Consider the following 20,793-nt stretch of genomic DNA (forward strand, 5'->3'; position numbering starts at 1 on the left):
CGTGGGGCGTGTCAACCCGTGCTAGCCGCCGTTCACATGCTGCGAGACGAAAAGCTTCATTTCATCGATGAGGCGCGGCAGGCGTTGCGCGAGCTCCTCAGAATTCGGAGCAGCTTCAAGCTCGGCGGCACAGGCGGCGATCGCAAAAGCGCCGACGGCGCGGGCTGAACCAACAAGCCTGTGGGCAACGCAACGGCGGGTCGCCGCGTTTATATCCGCAATTTCCGTCTTTGCCGCCGTGGCCTGCACAAGGAAGAGATCGAGGATCTCTCGCTTAAGCTCCTCGTCGCCCATGGTCTGCTTAGAAAGATGTGCTAGATCTATAGGCAACTGGCTGAAATGGCTGTAACTTTCAGACACCGACTTATCCCCCGCCCTGTCCGGCCAATGGCCTATAACAACTGGCCGATCCTGTTTAACTCCGGTTAACTCCTGTGGACAAGACCTTAAAGTTATGCCCAAAAAATACCGCATTCAGCCAGTCTGCCGTTAACCCTATGTTTAAACTTCTGGGCATGGCTTTTAAAACGTATTTTAATCACAACCCTGTGCCACTACGATACGGGTGGCAATTTGTGGGCGGAAACGGGTCGTGAAGAGTCCCACTTCGGGACGCCCAATGACAGGGTAGGCGGCGGCATGGCACGCATTACGAGCAGGAAAGAAGACGAGTTCGCGAAGGAGCTCGAGGACGCGCTGGAACTTGAAACCGCGTCGTTCGCGGTGGAGAGCGAGGAACTCGACGTAGCTGCCTCCATGGAGGAGCTCGAAGCGCAGATCACGATGGCGGCCGAGGAGCTTGCCCGTGAGGGCCGGAGCGAACCGGAAGCCCCCTCGTCCGAAGAAGCGGCGAATGCTGCGACGCAGCCGTTCGTGGCAGAATTCGAGCCGCTGGAGGAGCCAGATGTCGAGGAGGACCAATTCCCCGACACCTTCGAACCTGCGGAAAATCTAACCCGGGCGGAGGCCCTGCCCCCAAGCAGCCCCGCGCTCTTGCCGGCGAATGACGACAAGCAGACGGGAGACTATCTGCGCATCGCCCATAATATGGAGCAGCGGCCGTCGCGGGCGATCTATTGGGTCGCCACGGCGCTTTCCGTCGCGTGGGTGGTGCTCGGGGTGATCGTTGCCCGCTTGGGCTTCGGCACTCAGATCGGGCAGATCGGATCCATCGGCGAGCTGTTCTCCACGCCTTCGGTACTCGGCCTGATAGCTGCAGTTTTATTGCCGGTGCTTCTCATCTGGGGCTTTGCCGTGATGATCCGGCGTGCCCAGGAGATGAGGCTCGCCGCCCGCAACATGGCGGAAATCGCCTTCCGGTTAACGGAGCCCGAAAACCTGGCGCACGAGCGCGTTATGATGGTCGGCCAGGCCATCCGCCGTGAAGTGCAGGCCATGAGCCAGGGCATCGAACGCACGCTGGCGCGCGCCGTCGAGCTTGAGACACTCGTCCATACCGAAGTGAATGAACTGGAGAGGGCCTATTCGGAGAACGAAGCCCGCATCCGGCTCCTGGTGGACAGCCTCGGAAGTGAGCGCGAGGGCATCGTCGGCCACGCGGAGCGCGTCCGCGCTTCCATCACGGGCGCCCACGAGGTCATCAAGGAGGAGCTCAATTCCGCGAGCGACCAAATCCGTCTGACGGTGGATGGTGCAGCCCAGCGCCTCTCCTCCGTGCTGGGAGAGTCAGGTGAGACTTTCGCCCAGCGCATAAATTCGACCGGCGATTCGGTTGCCCATCTGCTTAATGAGCGCTCTGAACTTTTGTCCCGCCAGCTCGCCACTTCCAGCGAGACCCTGGCAGGTCTCCTCGATTCGCGGATTTCCGCACTGAGTGAATCGAGCACAGCCTTCATCGAACGCGTCGGCTCCTCCAGCGACGCCGTCAGTCGCCTTCTCGAGGAGCGCGCCGACACGCTCTCGCGGCAGATCACGACATCGGGGAGCGGCATTGCCGAGTTGCTCGATACCCGTATTGCCACGCTGACCGAGCGGACCGATCATGCGACGCGGGCGCTCAGCGAGCTGTTCGATGAGCGCGTTGACGGATTCGTCTCCTCCGTGGGAAGCGCGTCCGACCGCTTGAATGCGATGTTTGCGGACCGTCTCCGCGAGATCGAGCGCACCTTTACGGATCGCGGCGAGACCCTGCTGTCGGAGTTCTCCACACGCGCACAGGCTCTCGATACCGGCATCGAGCGGCTCGAGTCGGCTCTTGATGCACGCGCACGCAGCATCAACGAGGCCTTGGTCGAACGGGCCCGCGAAATTGCCGACACCTTTTCCCGTGGCAAGCAGGATGTGGTCTCCACGATCGAGGCGGGACGCAACGCCATCGATGGTGAACTTTCCGATCTGGTCGCGTCCACGTCCATCATGCTGCAAGGCAAGGCCGAAGAATTCGCCGAGCGGCTCAAGGAAGGCCACGCGGATCTGGATGCGCGGCTCGATCAGGGCTTTAGCCGTTTCCAGGATGTGCAGACGCGCATGGACGAGGCGATCGGCAACCAGATCACGGTGTTCGAGCAAAACCAGGGACGTCTTGCAGAGCTTCTGCACTCCGATATCCGCAAGCTGGACGAAATCCATGCGAGCTTCGAGAACCGTGTCGCTGGCCAGATCGATAAGTTGATCGAGACACGCGGGACCTTCGCTGCCGCGCTTGAGGACGATATCGCCAAAATCGGCGAGCAGCGCGACGGCCTCACCACGGCCATCCGCGCCGATATCGAGCACATCAATAGCGCGTTTGCGGCTCAGACCGGTCTCATCGAAGAACGCACGCGGACGATGGAGAAGGCGCTCACGATCGGTGTCGACAAGGTTCGTCAGACATTGGAAAGCAGCGCCATCGTGGTCGCATCCGCGCTTCGCGACAAGGTGACCGAGGCCACCTCTTCGCTGGGCCAGGAGACCACGAAGCTGCTCGAAAGCATCGACCAGCGCGTCGCCGCCCGGGTGGAAGGCACCACGCGTCTGTTTACCGAACAGGCCGACCGGATCGATGTAACCTTCGACGGCGCTGCCGACCGTATTGCGGCGCGCGCCGAAGAGGTTGCGCGCAGGCTCGGGGAGCACGTCGAGCAGATCGACCGCACTTTCGACGGTGCGGCGGAGCGTGCGGCGGGGCGTGTCGAAATGGTGGCTCAGGCCATTGCCGGGCAAGTCAGCCGCATCGACACCGTCGTGGATACGGCCGGGGATCGCATTGCCGGTCGCGTCGAGACAGTTACCCGATCGCTTGCCGAACAGGTGGAACAGATCGACCGCACTTTCGACGGAGCCGCAGATCGGATTGCGGGCCGCGTCGAGGGCGCCGCAAGCCTACTTGGCGAGCATGTCGAAGCGATCGACCAGACACTCGATACGGCGGCGCGTCGCATCGCTCAGAGGACCGAAGCGTTCCAGAACAACTTCAATGAAGTCGACCGGCGTGTTGCGGCACGCATTGACGATGTGTCGTCGCTGCTCTCCGATCGTGCAGAAACTGTCGCGCGTACCTTCGAGGAAGCCGATCAGCGTATCGTCGCACGCACGCAGCAGACTTCTGCCGAGCTCGAGGCGCAGGCAGCGTCGATCGTCGAGCAGATCGCCAATCTCGAGAGCCGCCTGCGCACGGCGACCGGTTCCACCGCTACTGCCATCGTCGGCAGCGCAGCGGAGGTCGAGCGGCGGCTCGGCGAGACGATCGGCCGTACGACTGCAGCCCTCGAGGAAGGGGTCGGCGGTGCCGAGGAGCGCCTCAAGACCACCGCCGAACAGGCTGCTCAGCACCTCAGCCAGCAGCTTGCCCGGACACAGGCCGATCTGGTCTCGACTGCCGACACGATCGGGCAGACCTTCGCCACGATCAACGAGCATATCGCCAGGCGTACCGGTGAGACCGTGCGGACGCTCGAGGAGCGCACGCGGGAGTTCAACAACGTCCTTGCAGGCCGTACCTCCGAGATCGCTCGTATCCTTGACGAAACGGCACGGCCGCTCGTTGAGCGTTTCGAAAATAGCGGTGGCGAACTGCGCGAAGGCATCGAAGCTATCACGCAGCAAACCGCGGAGCGTCTGCGCCAGGAGAACGCGGCCCTTGTCAACGCACTGGCAAGCCGCACGGCGGAAACCCTCAGTGCAATGGAGCGAGCCCGCAGCAACCTCCTCGGGAATGTGGACGAGCTTCTTGGCAGCCTGGAAGCTTCCGGCAACAGGATCGGCCAGTTGGTCGAGGTCGCGGCGCAAAACATGTCCCAAGTGGACGAGAAGCTTGCCGGTACGACTCAGGAATTCGCGCGCAATGCGGAAAGGGCGGCCGAAACCATCGCCAATTCCGCCAGCCTCATCAATGCGAATTCCGGCAGGCTTGCCGACTTCTCCGAACGCACTCTGCGGGAAATCTCGGTTATCGCCAGCCGCTTCGAAGATCACAGCCGCGTGCTCGAAACGGCTTCCGAGCTGCTTGAAAAGGCACAAGGCAGCCTCGGTACGAGCCTCGAGGGCCGCCAGCAGGCGCTCAATGAACTCGCCAATGGACTGGTGGAAAAGTCCGAGCATGTCGAGCGCATCATGAAGTCTTTCGAGCATCTCATTGAGAACACTGTGGAAGCGGCTGAAGGCAGAACCCGCGTATCGATGGAGGCCATCCGCGAATCCATCAACGAGGTGGTGGAAGCGGCTACCCGCCGCTTCGCGGGTGCAACCGACGATCTACGGCAGAGCGCCAGAGAAATCCGCGAGGAGATCGAAGCGACGCGCGCCGACGTGAAACGGGGTATCGTGGAGCTTCCGGAAGAAGCGAAGCAGTCGACCTCTGCCATGCGCCGCGCGATCACGGAACAGATCAATGCGCTCAAGGAGCTCTCGGACATCGTCGCGAAGTCCGGTCGTCTACACGATGTCGGCGGCAGCGCGCGCGATGCCGGCCCTGCCCTGGACCGTCATCGCCAGAGCTCTGCCCATATCGTGGCCGAGGCCGTCCCGCCGCAAAACTTCTCCCGCATTGTGGAGAGACCGCGCACGGAACAGCGGACACGGCAGCCGGCCCCCCGCCAGGCGGCCCCGGTCCAGGACGTGCAGCCGTCCACGCCCACCGGAGGAGGCTGGATTCGCGATCTCCTGCGCAGTGCATCGCGCGAAGAGGACGCGACTGCAGAAGCCCCTGCAGACAAGTACCCGGCGCATGTCGTGGAGTCTCTGAACTCCTTGTCGCTGGACATCGCCAGGGCGATCGATCACGACGTGTCTGTCGAGCTGTGGGAAAGATATCGCCGCGGAGAGCGCAATGTGTTCAACCGCCGGCTTTACACCCTGAAGGGCCAGCAGACTTTCGATGAGATCCAGCGGAAGTATCGAGCCGATGCCGAATTCCGCAAGGCGGTCGATCAATACTGCCGCGATTTCGAGAAGCTCCTGGCCGATGTCTCCCGCACGGACCGCGACAACACGATGAGCCAGACCTACCTGACCTCCGATACCGGAAAGGTGTATACGATGCTGGCGCACGCAAGCGGGCGCCTGCATTAAGCCCGATCAGCCGCTGTCTCATAATGCAAAGCCCCGGCAACCGCCGGGGCTTTGTTTGTGGGAGGGTTTTCGCGCAATTGAATACACCTCTTGCAATCCTCCACTTTGCCGAGCATTCTCAGACTAGGAGAGCGAGGGGTTCGTATGTACGGCGGCGGTGGCGATGCCTTACGGTCTGAATTCGGCATCGTAGAGACTGTTCGGCGCGCTAAGAACATCGAGGAAGCAATATTCCTGGTGCGCGATGGTTTTGGGCTTCTGCACGCAACCTTCTACATGAACGTTTCGGGCGCAGCGCCGCTGGACTATTCCTTCGTCCGGACCACTTTTCCACCACAATGGATTTCGCGATATGTCCTGCGCGCCTATCTTAGCCAAGATCCGGTGATTCGCGCAGGCTTCTCGTCGATGCAGCCTTTCGCCTGGCACGAGCTGGAACTGAGCGAGCGCGAGCGTGAATTCATGGAAGACGCTCGCATGCATAGCGTTGGTCCGCAGGGCTATTCGATTCCGACCACGGATCGCTTTTCCCGCCGCTCGCTTTTCTCGCTGGCGGCAGATCTGGATCTCAGCATCTGGGTGGACTTCATCCGCAAACACGCGCGCGCGGCGATCGAGATCGCCCAGATCCTGCACCAGAAGGCGATAGATGAACTGGAACTCGGTCCCGCAGCCGGCACGATTCTGGCGCCGCGGGAATTGGAGTGCCTGCTGTGGACGGCCAAGGGTAAGGACTCGAAGGCGATCGCCGGAATTCTGAACCTTTCCGAATATACGGTGCGCAGCTATTTGCGGACGGCCCGCCAAAAGCTTCAATGCCGGACGCTGTCTCAGGCGGTGGGCAAGGCGGTGCGCCAGCGGCTCATTGATCCGTAATTGAACGGGTTCTGAAGCTCAGCGTCCTCTGAACGGCGTCACGCCAGCCCTGTAATTTAAGTTTCCGCTCCGCTTCGCCCATTGCTGGTTCGAAGCGGCGCTCAAGCGCCCAGGCCTGTGAAAACTCGCCCATTCCAGGCCACACGCCGGCGCGCGAACCGGCAAGCCATGCCGCTCCGAGCGCGGTCGTTTCGAGAATCGCGGGACGGTCGACCGGGGCATTCAGGATGTCCGCTAGGCATTGCATGGTCCAGTCGCTCGCCACCATGCCCCCATCTACACGCAACACAGTCTTTTCATGGCCGGCGGGCCAATCCCTGCGCATGGCATCGAGCAGGTCGCGCGTCTGGAAAGCGACAGATTCCAACGCGGCGCGGGCGAATTCCGCTGGTCCTGTGTTGCGCGTCAGGCCAAAAATCGCGCCCCGCGCTTCCGAATCCCAATGGGGAGCGCCCAGTCCGACGAAAGCTGGTACCAGATAGACGTGCTGGAGCGGATCTGATTTTTCGGCAAGCAGGCCGGAGTCGGCTGCCTTGCCAATGATCTTCAATCCGTCACGGAGCCATTGTACGGCTGCCCCGGCGATGAAGATGGAGCCTTCAAGCGCATAGGTCGTCCTACCACCGAGCCGATAAGCGATGGTCGACAGGAGCCTGTTCCTGGAACGTACGAGCGTGTCACCCGTGTTCAGCACCGCAAAGCAGCCCGTTCCATACGTGGATTTCAGCATTCCCGGCTTGAAGCAAGCCTGGCCAAGCGTTGCAGCCTGCTGATCGCCCGCAACGCCGAGTATAGGAATTTCGGCTCCGAAAATGGATTTTTCGGTGAACCCAAAATCATCGGCGCTGTCTCTTACATCCGCCAATAAGGCACGGGGAACCTGAAGAGCCGAAAGCAGTTCCTCGTCCCACTCGTTAGTCTCGATATTGTAGAGGAGCGTGCGCGAGGCATTCGTGGCATCGGTGGCGTGAACGCGCCCCGCCGTCAGGCGCCATATCAGGAAACTGTCGATTGTCCCTGCAAGCAGCTTGCCTGCCTGAGTTCCGCCCCGCAGGCCAGCCACATTGTCGATCAGCCATTTCAGTTTCGTGCCGGAAAAATAAGGATCGAGCAGTAGCCCTGTCTTGGCCGTGAACAGCGGCTCGAGCCCCCCTTCTTTCAACCTTTCGCAAATGGCAGCCGTGCGCCGGTCCTGCCATACAATCGCATTATGAACCGGCCTTCCCGTCTCCTTGTCCCAAACGACCACAGTCTCGCGCTGATTGGTGATCCCGATAGCAGCCAAATCACGCGCCGCCAGACCGCTTGAGGCGAGCGCTCGTCGCACGGTGGACAGCACTGTGGTCCAAATATCCTCGGGATCGTGCTCCACCCACCCGGATGCAGGATAATGCTGCGGAAATTCCTCCTGGCCAATCCCGACCGTGCGCATATTGCGGTCGAAGATGATGGCCCTCGTCGACGTCGTTCCCTGGTCGATCGCCAGAACAAAGCCACTCATCCTCTCCTCCCGCTCCTGATATCAGTTGCTTAGCGTCGCCTGCCGATTGTTATGCGCTCTATCGCGGATGAACGCATCCACGGCCTCGGCCTGCTCCGAGTTCAGCCGCAGTCCCAGTTTCGTGCGCCGCCAGAGGACATCCTCGCCGGTGCTCGCCCATTCCCGCTCGGCGAGAAAGCGCAGCTCCGCCTCGTAAAGATCCGCGCCGAAGGAGCGCCCGAGATCCTCCCGATTCGTGGCTTGGCCCAGGAATTTCCGCGCTGCCGTACCGTAAAGCCGCACCAGCCGTTCTGCATGGCCGGGTTCCAGAAAGGGATAATCGTGGATCAGGCCTGCCACGATCTCACCGAATTCAAGCGGGCCGAAATCCCCTCCCGGCAGCGGCACGTCCGCCGTCCAAGATTTGCCGTTCTCCCCGATCGCTTCACCCACCAGCGCAAGAGCGGTCTCGGAAAGGCGCCGGAACGTCGTAATCTTACCGCCGAAGACATTGAGCATGGGTGCGCCCGACGAGTGGTCGATCTTCAGCACATAGTCGCGCGTCGCTTCCTGTGCCTTCGTCGCGCCATCGTCATAAAGCGGCCGGACGCCGGCATAGGTCCAAACGATATCCGCTGGTTCGACGGGCTCGGAAAAATACTCCCCGGCCGTCGAGCAGAGATAGGCGATCTCGCGCTGGTCAATCTCGGCCGTGCCCGGATCTCCGGTGAAATCCTGGTCTGTGGTGCCGATCAAAGTGAACTCGCCTTCATAGGGGATGGCGAAGATGATGCGACCGTCCTTGTTCTGGAAAAAGAAAGCGCGTGGATCCGCAAACTTCCGTCTGACGACGATATGACTGCCCTTGACCAGGCGAACGTGGTGAGCCGGGCGACTGCCGAGCACATCCGAAATGATCTCGTCCACCCACGGGCCGGCGGCGTTTACGAGCATGCGCGCGCGCACCTCGCTCGTCGAGGACTCATCCTGGACCGTGACGACCCAGATGCCTTCCTCTACCCGCGCTTTCACCACCTTCGTCCGCGTACGGATCTCTGCATTGTGATCCGCTGCATCACGCGCGTTGAGCACTACGAGCCGTGCATCATCCACCCAGCAGTCGGAATATTCGAACGCCCTGCTCAAACCGGGTTTGAGCGGCTTGCCCGCCGGATCGCCTCGAAGATCGAGACTTCGAGTTGGGGGCAAAAGCCTCCGGCCGCCGATATGGTCATAGACAAAGAGGCCAAGCCTGATGAGCCAAGCCGGCCGAAGCCCCTTCTGCACAGGCAGCACGAAACGCATCGGCCGGATAATGTGCGGCGCGTTCCGCCACAGCACCTCGCGTTCCCTTAGCGCCTCGCGCACCAGTCGGAACTCGTAATATTCCAGATAGCGCAGGCCGCCATGGATGAGCTTGGTCGAGGCGGAAGAGGTTCCGCTGCCAAGATCGTCCTTTTCTGCCAGGAAAACCGAATAGCCGCGGCCGGCGGCATCTCTTGCAATGCCGCACCCGTTGATTCCGCCACCGATTATGAACAGGTCACGGACGACGTCTTCGCGCAAGCTCACCTCCGGAGTTGCCCCTGGACAATCCAGCATAACGTGCGGGACCAGCCGTGACGATCATTGTCACATGCTTCTGAACAATCCTGCCGGTTCACAACGTATCGAGACCACCTGAGGATCCGCCACAGGTATGGCTCGCGTCTTACAGGGCCTGTATGTCCCCTCGAGCCCATTCTTCCTGAATTTCACCGGCACGGTCGGTAAATCTGCCTGCCTGGATCGCGTTGCGAATGTCCGCCATCAGGTTTTGGTAATACCAGAGATTGTTCCAGGTGAGCAGCATACCGGCAAGCGACTCGCCCGACTTGACCAGGTGGTGCAGATAAGCACGGGAATAGTCGCGCGCCGCAGGACAGTCGCTCTCCTCATCCAAAGGGCGCGGGTCTTCCGCGTGGCGCGCGTTCTTCAGGTTGATCTTGCCCCGCCGCGTGAATGCAAGTCCGTGGCGCCCGGCTCGCGTGGGCATGACGCAATCGAACATATCTATTCCCCGCGCCACCGACTTCAGGATGTCATCGGGTGTGCCGACGCCCATCAGATAGCGGGGCTTATTGTCGGGAAGCGCCGGGCAGGTCGCCTCCAGGATTTCGAGCATCACCTCCTGAGGCTCACCGACCGCCAAGCCGCCAACCGCATAACCCTTGAGGTTCATGGCTGCGAGCGCTTCCGCCGAACGCAGGCGCATCCCGATATTGTCGCCGCCCTGGACGATGCCGAACATCGCCTTGCCGGGCTGATCGCCGAAGGCGGTCTTGCATCGCTCTGCCCAGCGCAGTGAACGCTCCATAGCCCGCTCGATCTCCGTCTCCGCAGCGGGTAGACCGACCAATTCGTCGAGCTGCATCTGGATGTCGGAATCCAACAGACCCTGGATTTCGATCGAACGTTCCGGGGACATCTCGTGCACCACGCCATCGACATGAGAGCGGAAGGTGACGCCCTCCTCCCTCACCTTCCGAAGTGCCGCGAGCGACATTACCTGAAATCCGCCGGAGTCGGTGAGGATGGGGTAAGGCCAGCGGGCGAATTCATGCAGGCCGCCCAGCCGTGCGACCCGCTCCGCGCCGGGCCGCAGCATCAGGTGATAGGTGTTGCCCAGGATGATATCCGATCCCAGCGCACGCACCTGCTCCATATACATGGCCTTCACGGAACCTGCGGTGCCGACGGGCATGAAAGCGGGCGTGCGAATGGTGCCGCGCGGCATCGAGATTTCGCCGCGACGTGCGGCTCCGTCCGTAGCGAGCACGCGGAATGTGAAACTATGGCTCACGTCTGTTCCCTGAAAAGCAGGCTGGAATCGCCGTAGGAGTAGAAGCGATATTCCCGCTCGATCGCGTGGTGATAGGCTACCTGCATTGTCTCAAGTCCGCTGAAGGCGGATACCAACATGAACAGGGTCGAACGCGGCAGGTGGAAATTGGTCATGAGGATGTCGACCATCCGGAACCGATAGCCAGGGGTGATGAAGATATTCGTCTCGCCTGACCATGGTTTGAGAATCCCGGACGGGTCCGCCGCGCTTTCCAGCAGCCGCAGAGAGGTGGTGCCGACGGACACAATGCGGCCGCCGCGCGCACGCACAGCATTCAAGGCACCCGCCGTCTTTTCGTCCACCTCGCCCCATTCGGCGTGCATCTTGTGTGCTTCGGTATCCTCTGCCTTTACGGGCAGGAATGTACCGGCACCGACATGCAGCGTCACGAAGTACCGCTCAATCCCAGCTGCATCGAGTGCCGCAAACAAATCCGGCGTGAAGTGGAGACCGGCCGTGGGAGCGGCGACGGCGCCTTCTTCCCGGGCATAGATGGTCTGGTAATCGCGCCGGTCCTGCTCGTCATCGGGGCGCTTGGAAGCGATATAGGGCGGCAAGGGAATGTGACCCGCTGCCGCTATGGCTTCATCCAGAACAGGGCCGGAGAAATCGAAGACGAGAAGCGCCTCGCCACCTTCGCCCTTTTCGGCGACCGTCGCCTCCAACGTGCCGAGGAAACAGCTCTCGCCGTCATGTCCGAACTGGATACGATCCCCGACGGAGACGCGCTTTGCCGGCTTCAAGAATGCCTTCCACCGGTCTGCGCCGGTGCGCATGTGCAGGGTCGCTTCGATATGCGCAACCGCTTCGCCTCGCCGGCGGATTCCGGACAGCCTTGCCGGGATGACCTTCGTGTCGTTGAAGACAAGGGCATCACCGGCGCGCAAGAGAGAAGGCAGATCGCGAACGATACGATCCTCCAGCCGCTCCCCCGGTCTGACGACCAGCAGGCGTGCCGAATCGCGCGGGCTCGCCGGCCTCAGCGCGATCCGGTCTTCCGGAAGATCGAAATCAAAGAGATCGACACGCATGGCGCGCGCGTGGCGGAATCATTGTGAGCTCGTTACGCCAGATCCGCTGCCACGCGCATGGAAACGATGGAGTCGGGATCGCGCACCGGCTCGCCGCGCTTGATCTTGTCGACATTCTCCATGCCTTCGATCACCTGGCCCCAAACCGAATATTGCTTGTTCAGCCAAGGAGCCTCTTCGAAGCAGATGAAGAACTGCGAGTTGGCGGAATTCGGGTTCTGAGAGCGGGCCATGGAACACGTGCCGCGCACATGCGGCAGGTTCGAGAACTCGGCCTTGAGATCCGGTTTCTCGGATCCCCCCATACCCGTTCCCGTCGGGTCGCCGGTCTGGGCCATGAACCCGTCAATCACGCGGTGAAAGACAATACCGTCGTAAAAGCCCTCACGCGCGAGCTCCTTGATACGTGCGACATGCGCCGGCGCAGCATCCGGAAACAACTGGATTACGACATTTCCTTTGGTCGTCTCCATGACGATCGCGTTTTCCGGGTCTTTTATATCAGCCATGAGAGACGCCTCTTCCTTGTCGTTTTGTTACTGATCCGCGGCGATCCGTACGCTCAGCATGCGGTCCGGGTTCTGGACCAGGCCGTTTGCTGACGGATCGCCCTTTTTGATGTTGTCCACGAGTTCCATGCCGGATTCCACCTGGCCTACCACCGTGTAGGCTCCATTGAGATGGGATGCCGGTGCGAACATGATGAAGAACTGCGAGTTGGCAGAATTTGGATCTTGCGAACGCGCCATGCCGAGCGTGCCGCGATCGAAAGCCGTGCTCGTGAACTCGGCCGGCAAATCCGGCAGATCGGAACCACCGGTCCCAACGAGCTGTGCATTATAGCCGTCTTCCATATCGCCATACTGAACGTCGCCGGTCTGAGCCATGAAGCCCTCGATCACGCGGTGGAAGGCTACATTGTCATAGGCCTTCTCCCGTACGAGCTTCTTGATCTGCTCGACATGCTTGGGCGCGAGATCAGGCCTCAGCGCGACCACGACCTCACCATCCTTTAGCTTGATGATCATGGTGTCTTCGGGGTCCGCCGCGAGTGCGGCTCCTGCGCTGAGGGCCAGGCTTGCGGCAACGCACAAAGGTGCAAGACGAGAAAAAAGGCGCATGCAATATTTCTCCCGATTAAGCTGAGAATTTGTTCTTCAAGGCTTCGGCTACTACGGCCGGTACAAAGGGCGAGACATCCCCATCCATTGACGCTATCTGCCGTACGAGCGTGGCAGTAATGGTACGCACCGAGGGACTCGCCGGCAGGAACACGGTTTGCAGATCCGGCGCCATGGTCTCGTTCATGCCGGCCATCTGCATTTCGTAGTCGAGGTCGGTGCCGTCCCGCAGGCCACGAATCATGATCGAGGCACGGTGCGTGCGCGCAGCATCGATCACGAGATTGGCGAAGGAAACCACTTTGATGCGTTCGGCCTTCATGCCCAGCTCGTCGGCTGCCGCGCGCTGGATCAATGACACCCGCTCCTCGTAGGAGAACAAGGGTTTCTTGCCGGGATGAATGCCGATGCCGATGACAACGCTGTCGGCAAGGTTCAGTGCCCCCTTGAGCACGTCGAGGTGACCATTGGTCAGCGGATCGAAGGAGCCGGCATAAAAGGCAATTCGCTCAGTCATGGCCGCTTCTAACGCTCCTCTCCAGGGAAGGCAATTCGTTTACAACCGCCGCGTCAGGGCGAGCCAAAGACCACCGCCAATCAGGCAGGTGCCGGAGATCCGCTCCAGAAGCATCACCCGCGCCCTCGTGAGCTTCGCCCCTGCCCCGCCCGCGGCAATTGCGTAAAGTGAATCGGAGACAGCGGCAGTGAACATGAAGATCCCTCCCAAAAGCAGGGTCTGCCACGCGGTGTTCTGCGCAGGATTGATGAATTGCGGGATAAACGCACCGAAAAAGAAAAGCGTCTTCGGATTTGACCAGAAGACGGCGAAACCCTGCAGCACCAGCGAGCCGACTGGGCGCCGAGGCACTTCTGCCACGCCCAGCGAGCCATGGGAGCGCCACATGCGAATGCCGATCCAGATAAGATAGGCGGCACCGACCAGCCGGACGATCTCGAACACGTTTCCCATGCCCGCCACTACAGCCTGGAGACCAAACGCCAGGACAACGATCATCGAGGCCAGGCCGATCTGGGTCCCCACGACGTTGAGCAGTCCGGCACGCGTGCCGTGCCGCATCGAGTTCGCAATGATGATCGTCACCGTCGGGCCCGGTACGATGATGATCGCGACGCAGGCAAGCGTATAGGAAATCAGCGCGGCGATGTCGGGCATGTCCGTTTCCTGCGGCAAACGCTACAGCAAAGACATACGTGTCTGCCCTTGGCAAGCGAACAACAGCGATAACCACGGGCTCCTCAACAGGCTGCGCCCGGGCGGGTTTCTTCTGATGGTGGCGGCAGAGGGAATGCGTCAGATTACTCAAGCCCGCATCCTGCCTCGGAAGTCAGGCCGATCTCCCAGCCGACTATGGTAGATTGCTTTGTGAATATCCGCTGAACGTTTTCTTCAGGGCTGGTTCGTATGGAATCGGCCACATGAGGGGCGTCTAAGACGGTGAACCAAACGGCCGTCTCATCGTTAACACTGCCAAGGAGGCAGTTCGATGCTGATATTTACGCTCGCAGCCGCCATGACGGTAGCCATGCTCATCGCCACCGGTCTTGGCCTTCATCAGGAAGCCCAGCGCGTGAGGCTGGAAAACCGGGTGCAGAGAAACCGCTATCCGTTCCAGCGATAGCGGTTCTACGGCATTCGCTCGTAATCGGATGGGTTTCGGAGAGCACCACGGGTGGGACACGTGCCGCGCCCTTAGATTCAAGGCGCGCAGGGCTGAAGGGAGTGGCGTCAGGCGCCGTTCCCTTCATCTCCCGCTCGGTCAGGTTGGATATCTGCGGACTCTGCGGAGCCGGGACCGGTCTCCTCTTCCCCATTCTGGGGCTCTGAGATCCGTTCGACGGAAACCACCCGTTCTCCATCAGCCGTATTGAAGATGGTGACACCCTTCGTGGCGCGGCTCGCTATGCGTATTCCGGAGACGGGCACACGAATGATCTGACCGGAATTGCTGACCAGCATGATCTGATCGTCGGCCGCGATCGGAAAAGCGGCAACCAAGGGACCGATTTCGTCCCGCTTCGAAACGTCGGTTGCGCGAATTCCCTTGCCGCCTCGGCCGATGACGCGGAAGTCATAGGAGGACGAGCGTTTGCCGTAGCCATATTCGCTGACGGTCAAGACGAACTGCTCGCGGGCCTTCAACTCTTCGTAACGCTCCGACGAGAGCATCGTCTCCTCACCCACATCCTCATTGGTAAGAGCGATCTCTTCCTCGTCTCCACCATTGGAGAGCCGGCGTTCGGCCGCCGCCTGCTTCAGATAGGCTGCTCGCTCAGCGGGTGTCGCCTCTACATGGCCGAGAATGGCCATCGAGATGACTTTATCGCCACCGGGCAGATTGATGCCGCGCACGCCGATGGAATTACGCCCGGCAAACACGCGCACATCCGTGACGGGGAAGCGGATGCACTGGCCTGAAGCGGCCGTCAGCAGTACATCGTCATCCTCCGTGCAGGTTTCAACGGCGAGGATCTCGTCACCCTCCTCGTCAAATTTCATGGCGATCTTGCCGTTACGGTTGACCTGCGTGAAATCGGAAAGCTTGTTGCGTCGGACGGTGCCGCGTGTCGTCGCAAACATCACATCGAGCGCAGCCCAGCTGTCCTCGTCCTCCGGCAACGGCATGATGGTGGTGATCCGCTCACCTTCTTCCAGCGGCAACATGTTGCGCAGGAACTTGCCCACCGATTGCGGCGTGCCTACCGGCAAACGCCACACCTTTTCCTTGTAGACGATACCACGTGAGGAGAAGAACAGGATCGGCGTGTGCGTATTGGCGACGAACAGTCGGGTGACGAAATCCTCGTCCTTGGTCGACATGCCTGAGCGGCCTTTGCCGCCGCGCGCCTGCGCCCGGTAGATTGAGAGCGGCACCCGCTTGATGTAGCCCTTATGGGTAACCGTGACGACCATGTCCTCGCGCGGGATCAGGTCCTCGTCCTCCATATCCGCGCCGCCTTCGGTGATCTCCGTGCGTCGTGGGGTGCCGAACTCGTCGCGAACGGCGATCAGCTCGTCCTTGACGATGCCTTGTACCCGCGCGCGGGAAGACAGAATGTCCAGGTAATCCTGGATCTCGGCTCCGATCTTGTTCAACTCATCCGCGATCTCGTCGCGACCGAGCGCGGTCAGCCTCTGCAGGCGAAGATCGAGAATGGCGCGGGCCTGCTCCTCGGAGAGGTTGTAGGTGCCATCGTCATTGATCTTGTGGCGCGGGTCGGCGATGAGGAGGATCAACGCCTCGACGTCTTGAGCCGGCCAGCGGCGCTCCATCAGCTGTTCGCGCGCGGATTGCGGATCAGGAGCTTGCCGGATCAGCTTGATCACCTCGTCGATATTGGCGACGGCAATCGCAAGACCCACCAATACATGTGCCCGCTCGCGGACTTTGCGCAGCAGGTATTTCGTCCGGCGGGTCACCACTTCCTCTCGGAAGGACACGAAGGCCCTTAGCATGTCGAGAAGTGTCATCACTTCCGGCTTGCCGCCATTGAGCGCCACCATATTGGCGCCGAATGAGGTTTGCAGCGGCGTGAAGCGGTAGAGCTGGTTGAGGATTACCTCTGCATTGGCATCGCGCTTCAGCTCGATCACGACGCGATAGCCTTGGCGGTCGCTTTCGTCGCGGATGTCGGAGATGCCCTCGATGCGCTTGTCGCGCACAAGCTCGGCCATCTTCTCGATCATCTGCGCCTTGTTCACCTGATAGGGAACCTCGGTGATGACGATCGCTTCCCGTTCGCCTCGGCTCTGCTCGATCGAGGTCTTGCCGCGCATCACGATCGAACCGCGGCCGGTCTCATAGGCGCTGCGGATGCCGGAGCGCCCAAGAATAATACCTCCTGTGGGGAAATCCGGGCCGGGGATGATATCGAGAAGCTGCGAAAGTTGTAGCGCGGGATTGTCGATCAGCGCCACGCAACCATTCACCACCTCCGCCAGATTGTGCGGGGGGATGTTGGTTGCCATGCCGACGGCAATGCCGCCGGAGCCGTTGACGAGCAGATTTGGAAAACGCGCCGGCAAGACGCGCGGCTCGCTGCCGGTCGCATCATAGGTATCCTGGAAATCGACGGTCTCCTTGTCGATATCCTCCAGCAATTCATGCGCGACCTTGGTCAGCCGCGCCTCGGTGTAGCGCATGGCCGCCGGCGGATCACCGTCGATGGAGCCGAAATTGCCCTGTCCATCGATCAAGGGCACGCGCATGGACCAGTCCTGCGCCATGCGCACGAGCGCGTCGTAAATGGACGCGTCGCCGTGCGGGTGATACTTACCCATCACGTCGGCGACAGGGCGCGCGGACTTCACATATTTGCGGTTCCAGTGATAGCCGCTCTCATGCGAGGCGTAGAGGATGCGTCGATGCACCGGCTTCAGGCCGTCGCGAACGTCCGGCAGCGCCCGGCTCACGATCACGCTCATCGCGTAATCGAGATAGGAACGCTGCATTTCCTCGATGATCGAGATGGGCTCGATGTCGTCGGGCTCGCCCGGCCCGCGCGTCGTCTGGTCAGTCAAAACGGATCACATTGGCTAAAAGAATCATACTCGTCTTATATAGGAAGCCTTAACCGGACTCCAATGGGGCTGCGCTTTATTAACCGAGATTTTGTGCATATTTTTCAAAAGGATAAGATGTGGATTTCGCAGTCGCAGCAAAAGTGTGGCCAAAAAATGGGACGGTAGCCCCGACAGCCTCTTCCCAGACGACATCATTTACCGACAGTTGCATTTTGGCCCGCAGCGGAGGCTTATCCTCAAGCGTGAGATTCGGAGGTGTTCATGCCGCCCCATGAAGCGATCCTGAGCGCTTTCATCACCCTGCTGGTAACCGTGGATCCTCCAGGTCTGGTGCCGCTGTTCCTCGTACTGACTGCCGGAATGAACAAGCAGGAGCGCAACCAAGTCGCCATCCGGGCAAGCCTCATTTCGTTCGGCATCTTCATGTTGTTTGCCTTGGCGGGAAGCACGATTCTCACGGCCCTCGGCATAACCTTGCCGGCTTTCCGAGTGGCTGGCGGGCTCCTTCTCTTCGTCATAGCGTTCGAGATGATTTTCGAGCACCGCCAGGAGCGGCACGAAAGAAGTGCGGAACGCGCCATCACGCGCGACCTGATCGACAACATCGCAGCCTTTCCCCTGGCTATGCCGCTCATTGCAGGGCCCGGCGCCATTTCGGCAACGGTCCTCCTATCCGGCAGTTTTGCGACCACCGAGGGAAGATTGGTCCTGGTGGCCATTTTGGCCGCGACGATCTTGATCACATATGTGGTGTTCGTGCTCGCTCACCGGATCGACAGGATTTTGGGGGAGACTGGGCGCTCCATCCTAACTCGTCTCCTCGGCTTGCTCCTCGCGGCACTCGCCGTCCAGTTCGTCGCCGATGGAGCCAGGGCTCTTGTCAACGCAGGTTGATGGCGCGCGTTGAACCCTACCGAAGCTTGAGTGATTGGGCGGCTCTCGATTCTATGAAAGCCTGTATACCGTCCTACACGCATCCTACACTGTCCTCTGCGGACGCGGTCGCGGCGCAGCGTGCCACTATGTAAAGGCCAGTCCCCCATCCGGATTTCCGGCGGGGGACTATTGGTTGGGACGCGATTAAGACGCCGGCGCCTGCTTCCGCAGGCGCGGCCATTACTGTTCTGTCTGTCCCATGGCTTTGGTAAGCCGCTGTGCGAAGGCGGGATCACTTTGTGCCGACTGGATTATCTGGTTGTATTCGTCGACCGAGATCCCCTTGCCTTCGACGGCCTGCAGCATCTTCTGACCCGCCTCGTTCTGGATCTGCTGCTGCTCCTCTTGGGAGCCGGCAGTCTGTAGCCGCTGCGAGTATTCCTGCTTGATCTTCTCGACCTCGGCCAGCGCGACCGCGAAGGATTGCAGCTTCTCGTCACTGACGTCCGGCGCCTGGGCGGCCGGTTGCGACGGCTCGTTTGCCGCAGGTGCCGAGGGTTGGGCCGGTGCCTGCGCCAGCACAGGAGAAGAAATGGCCACACCGGCGGACAGGCAGGCTGCCACGAGCAGGTTTCGAGAACCGTTCTTGAAAGTCACGTTCTGATCCTTCCTTGGATTTTTCGTCCAACGGGTGAGCAAGTCCTCAGCCCGCAACACTGCCCGCATTGTTCGCTTGCGGGCAGGAATAAGGATGAAAAGCGAATGTGGCGATTGAGAATCCCCTAGGTACTTTCCGACTTCATTTCCGCTTAACGCGGGTAAGAAATCCTGACCTGCGGGGGGTTGCCATTGAGATTTCGGAAGAATATCGCCCCGCTCTGCTTTGGAACATGCGGCAGAAGCGATAGGTTTGCGGAAAGTCTCAGGGTATTTCTGCCAAAAGTGCCTTAACCACTGCGGCAGAGTTCGTCGCAGCAAGCGCCATGAATGTACTCATCTCATTGGTGCCTTCTCCACCGCCGGCGAGATCGGAAAGACTCCGCACCGCCAGAAATGGCACGCCATTGCTGTAGGCGACATGGGCGACGGCAGCACTCTCCATGTCCAGCACCCTGGCTTGGAAGGTCTTCATGACATATTCGCGGAAAGCGGCATTATCGACGAAAACCGGGCCGGATACGCCATTCCCGCCGACCACTATACGGGGACGTTTGGACAGGCACTTGTTCGCCTCGACGCAGTCCTCCAGTTCGAGTTTCGAAGCCACCGTTCCGGCGATCTCTAGGAGATCCTCATCAACCGGAAACCAGAAACGTGCTTCTTCCTCGCCACTCCCCTTTCGATGCAGGGTCACCGACTTTGGTACGATCATGCCGAAACCGGGGAATTCCTGCTTGAAAAAGGGCGGGATCGTAAAACCGTCCTCGGTTTCCCGTGCGAAGATCGCTTCCAGATATTGGCCCCACTGACCGGCTATGACCACGTCGCCGATATGGAGTGCCGGATCGACGCCGCCTGCGATGCCTGAAAAGATGACGGCAGTGACGACAAACCGGTCGAGTGCCGACTGCGTGGTCATGGCAGCGTTCACCATGCTGACGCCGCTGAGATACATGACGACGTCCCTGCCCGCGAGCTTTCCGGTCAGGTATGTGTTGCCATTGATCTCGTATTCCTGACGCTCGGTCAATTCATCCTGGAGCGAAACCCATTCCGGAGCAAAGGCCGACACGATGGCGATCCGTGACTTCCCATCCAGTAATTCGGCCGCTTGCGCCGGTGTAAAGATCGCCAAAAGACCGAGGGTCACGCAGAGAAAACGGATTGCCGAAAGAAGGATTGAAAAGCCTCGAGCCTTCATTCGTTCAACACCTCAAACCCGTTCCGCGCGACCGCTGTGCCGGATTGACCCTGTTCACCAATCCTGGCCTGCATGGAAAGCGTTCCGCTCGCAGCGGAACGCTCAAAAACTGTCAGAATGGAATTTCGTCGTCGAGATCGCGCGAATATCCGCCTCCGCTCTCGGCTGGGCTTGACTGACCGAAATCGGAACCACGGCCACCCCCGCCATAGCTCACCTGGCCTTCACCACCCTGCCCCCGCGAATCCAGCATCTGCAATTCGCCTCGGAATTTCTGAAGAACCACTTCCGTCGTATAACGGTCCTGACCAGACTGGTCGGTCCACTTCCTGGTCTGCAACTGCCCCTCGATATAGACTTTCATGCCTTTCTTCAGATACTGCTCGGCAACCTTGGCGAGGTTGTCGTTGAAGATAACGACGTTGTGCCATTCCGTCCGGTCGCGGCGCTCGCCCGTATTGCGGTCACGCCAATTCTCCGACGTGGCGATCCTAAGATTAACGACCGGATCTCCGGAATTGAGCCGCCGGATCTCTGGGTCCGCCCCCAGATTGCCGACCAGGATCACCTTGTTGACGCTACCCGCCATGACGTTACTCCACTCGTCCTA

Annotated in this window: 17 protein-coding genes; 4 read left to right on the top strand and 13 right to left on the bottom strand. The window is 60.4% G+C overall.

The genetic code is table 11. The annotated features are described in order from the left end of the window. Positions 1–21 precede the first annotated feature (21 nt). On the bottom strand, positions 22–360 hold the full coding sequence (locus tag CHEJ32_RS0117550) for an Hpt domain-containing protein (protein WP_034658692.1): 339 nt from the start codon (positions 358–360) through the stop codon (positions 22–24). Positions 361–639: 279 nt separating this feature from the next. On the opposite strand from CHEJ32_RS0117550, the gene CHEJ32_RS0117555 reads away from it, so the two are divergent. Both CHEJ32_RS0117555 and CHEJ32_RS0117560 read left to right on the top strand, forming a co-directional pair. Beyond that, positions 640–5,511, top strand: a complete 4,872-nt coding sequence (locus tag CHEJ32_RS0117555) for a hypothetical protein (protein WP_028034957.1) — start codon at positions 640–642, stop codon at positions 5,509–5,511. 144 nt (positions 5,512–5,655) lie between these two features. Continuing rightward, positions 5,656–6,387, top strand: a complete 732-nt coding sequence (locus CHEJ32_RS0117560; RefSeq protein WP_034658694.1) for a LuxR family transcriptional regulator — start codon at positions 5,656–5,658, stop codon at positions 6,385–6,387. On the opposite strand, the gene glpK is transcribed toward CHEJ32_RS0117560, so the two are convergent. From glpK to CHEJ32_RS0117600, 8 genes are all read right to left on the bottom strand, one after another. Beyond that, positions 6,374–7,888 (bottom strand): glycerol kinase GlpK, encoded by a 1,515-nt coding sequence (gene glpK, locus CHEJ32_RS0117565; RefSeq protein ID WP_028034959.1) that lies wholly within the window; start codon positions 7,886–7,888, stop codon positions 6,374–6,376. The genes CHEJ32_RS0117560 and glpK overlap by 14 nt on opposite strands. 21 nt (positions 7,889–7,909) lie before the next feature. After that, entirely contained in the window at positions 7,910–9,469 is a 1,560-nt protein-coding gene (gene glpD / locus CHEJ32_RS25200; RefSeq protein ID WP_051469730.1) for a glycerol-3-phosphate dehydrogenase, read from the bottom strand. 109 nt (positions 9,470–9,578) lie between these two features. Then, entirely contained in the window at positions 9,579–10,709 is a 1,131-nt protein-coding gene (tgt, locus tag CHEJ32_RS0117575; RefSeq protein ID WP_028034960.1) for a tRNA guanosine(34) transglycosylase Tgt, read from the bottom strand. Next, a complete protein-coding gene (gene queA / locus CHEJ32_RS0117580) occupies positions 10,706–11,782 on the bottom strand; it encodes a tRNA preQ1(34) S-adenosylmethionine ribosyltransferase-isomerase QueA (RefSeq protein ID WP_028034961.1) in 1,077 nt (358 codons plus the stop codon). Before queA ends, tgt begins: the two co-directional genes overlap by 4 nt. Before the next feature lie 32 nt (positions 11,783–11,814). Next, positions 11,815–12,291 carry a peptidylprolyl isomerase gene (locus tag CHEJ32_RS0117585; protein WP_028034962.1) on the bottom strand — a complete coding sequence of 159 codons (477 nt, stop codon included), beginning with the start codon at positions 12,289–12,291 and terminating at the stop codon, positions 11,815–11,817. Positions 12,292–12,318: 27 nt separating this feature from the next. After that, positions 12,319–12,903: a peptidylprolyl isomerase gene (locus CHEJ32_RS0117590; protein WP_028034963.1), complete on the bottom strand. Its 585-nt coding sequence runs from the start codon at positions 12,901–12,903 to the stop codon at positions 12,319–12,321. 16 nt (positions 12,904–12,919) lie between these two features. Further along, on the bottom strand, positions 12,920–13,420 hold the full coding sequence (coaD, locus tag CHEJ32_RS0117595; RefSeq protein ID WP_028034964.1) for a pantetheine-phosphate adenylyltransferase: 501 nt from the start codon (positions 13,418–13,420) through the stop codon (positions 12,920–12,922). A 39-nt stretch (positions 13,421–13,459) separates the two neighbouring features. Then, complete coding sequence (locus tag CHEJ32_RS0117600; protein ID WP_028034965.1) at positions 13,460–14,077, bottom strand: LysE family translocator; 618 nt, start codon at positions 14,075–14,077, stop codon at positions 13,460–13,462. Between the two features lie 331 nt (positions 14,078–14,408). On the opposite strand from CHEJ32_RS0117600, the gene CHEJ32_RS27925 reads away from it, so the two are divergent. Then, positions 14,409–14,543, top strand: coding sequence for a hypothetical protein (locus CHEJ32_RS27925; protein ID WP_256375691.1), 135 nt, complete (start codon positions 14,409–14,411; stop codon positions 14,541–14,543). A gap of 107 nt (positions 14,544–14,650) precedes the next feature. Here CHEJ32_RS27925 and gyrA read toward each other — a convergent pair whose 3' ends face one another. Further along, positions 14,651–17,443, bottom strand: coding sequence for a DNA gyrase subunit A (gene gyrA / locus CHEJ32_RS0117610; RefSeq protein ID WP_028034966.1), 2,793 nt, complete (start codon positions 17,441–17,443; stop codon positions 14,651–14,653). A gap of 264 nt (positions 17,444–17,707) precedes the next feature. On the opposite strand from gyrA, the gene CHEJ32_RS0117620 reads away from it, so the two are divergent. Then, positions 17,708–18,340, top strand: a complete 633-nt coding sequence (locus CHEJ32_RS0117620) for a MarC family protein (protein WP_028034967.1) — start codon at positions 17,708–17,710, stop codon at positions 18,338–18,340. Positions 18,341–18,562: 222 nt separating this feature from the next. Here CHEJ32_RS0117620 and CHEJ32_RS0117625 read toward each other — a convergent pair whose 3' ends face one another. From CHEJ32_RS0117625 to ssb, 3 genes are all read right to left on the bottom strand, one after another. Next, a complete protein-coding gene (locus CHEJ32_RS0117625; protein WP_028034968.1) occupies positions 18,563–18,979 on the bottom strand; it encodes a DUF4168 domain-containing protein in 417 nt (138 codons plus the stop codon). A gap of 265 nt (positions 18,980–19,244) precedes the next feature. Next, positions 19,245–20,183, bottom strand: coding sequence for a 5'-methylthioadenosine/S-adenosylhomocysteine nucleosidase (locus CHEJ32_RS0117630; RefSeq protein ID WP_084032846.1), 939 nt, complete (start codon positions 20,181–20,183; stop codon positions 19,245–19,247). A 112-nt stretch (positions 20,184–20,295) separates the two neighbouring features. After that, positions 20,296–20,772: a single-stranded DNA-binding protein gene (gene ssb / locus CHEJ32_RS0117635; protein ID WP_028034970.1), complete on the bottom strand. Its 477-nt coding sequence runs from the start codon at positions 20,770–20,772 to the stop codon at positions 20,296–20,298. Positions 20,773–20,793: the final 21 nt, after the last annotated feature.

This window comes from Chelativorans sp. J32 (assembly GCF_000518985.1).
Taxonomy (GTDB): domain Bacteria; phylum Pseudomonadota; class Alphaproteobacteria; order Rhizobiales; family Rhizobiaceae; genus Chelativorans.

Coding starts and splice junctions, on each gene's coding strand:
- CHEJ32_RS0117555 (WP_028034957.1), top strand. CDS start 640: ATGGCACGCATTACGAGCAGGAAAGAAGACGAGTTCGCGAAGGAGCTC.
- CHEJ32_RS0117560 (WP_034658694.1), top strand. CDS start 5,656: ATGTACGGCGGCGGTGGCGATGCCTTACGGTCTGAATTCGGCATCGTA.
- glpK (WP_028034959.1), bottom strand. CDS start 7,888: ATGAGTGGCTTTGTTCTGGCGATCGACCAGGGAACGACGTCGACGAGG.
- glpD (WP_051469730.1), bottom strand. CDS start 9,469: ATGCTGGATTGTCCAGGGGCAACTCCGGAGGTGAGCTTGCGCGAAGAC.
- queA (WP_028034961.1), bottom strand. CDS start 11,782: ATGCGTGTCGATCTCTTTGATTTCGATCTTCCGGAAGACCGGATCGCG.
- CHEJ32_RS0117585 (WP_028034962.1), bottom strand. CDS start 12,291: ATGGCTGATATAAAAGACCCGGAAAACGCGATCGTCATGGAGACGACC.
- CHEJ32_RS0117590 (WP_028034963.1), bottom strand. CDS start 12,903: ATGCGCCTTTTTTCTCGTCTTGCACCTTTGTGCGTTGCCGCAAGCCTG.
- coaD (WP_028034964.1), bottom strand. CDS start 13,420: ATGACTGAGCGAATTGCCTTTTATGCCGGCTCCTTCGATCCGCTGACC.
- CHEJ32_RS0117600 (WP_028034965.1), bottom strand. CDS start 14,077: ATGCCCGACATCGCCGCGCTGATTTCCTATACGCTTGCCTGCGTCGCG.
- CHEJ32_RS27925 (WP_256375691.1), top strand. CDS start 14,409: ATGCTGATATTTACGCTCGCAGCCGCCATGACGGTAGCCATGCTCATC.
- CHEJ32_RS0117620 (WP_028034967.1), top strand. CDS start 17,708: ATGCCGCCCCATGAAGCGATCCTGAGCGCTTTCATCACCCTGCTGGTA.
- CHEJ32_RS0117630 (WP_084032846.1), bottom strand. CDS start 20,183: ATGAAGGCTCGAGGCTTTTCAATCCTTCTTTCGGCAATCCGTTTTCTC.
- ssb (WP_028034970.1), bottom strand. CDS start 20,772: ATGGCGGGTAGCGTCAACAAGGTGATCCTGGTCGGCAATCTGGGGGCG.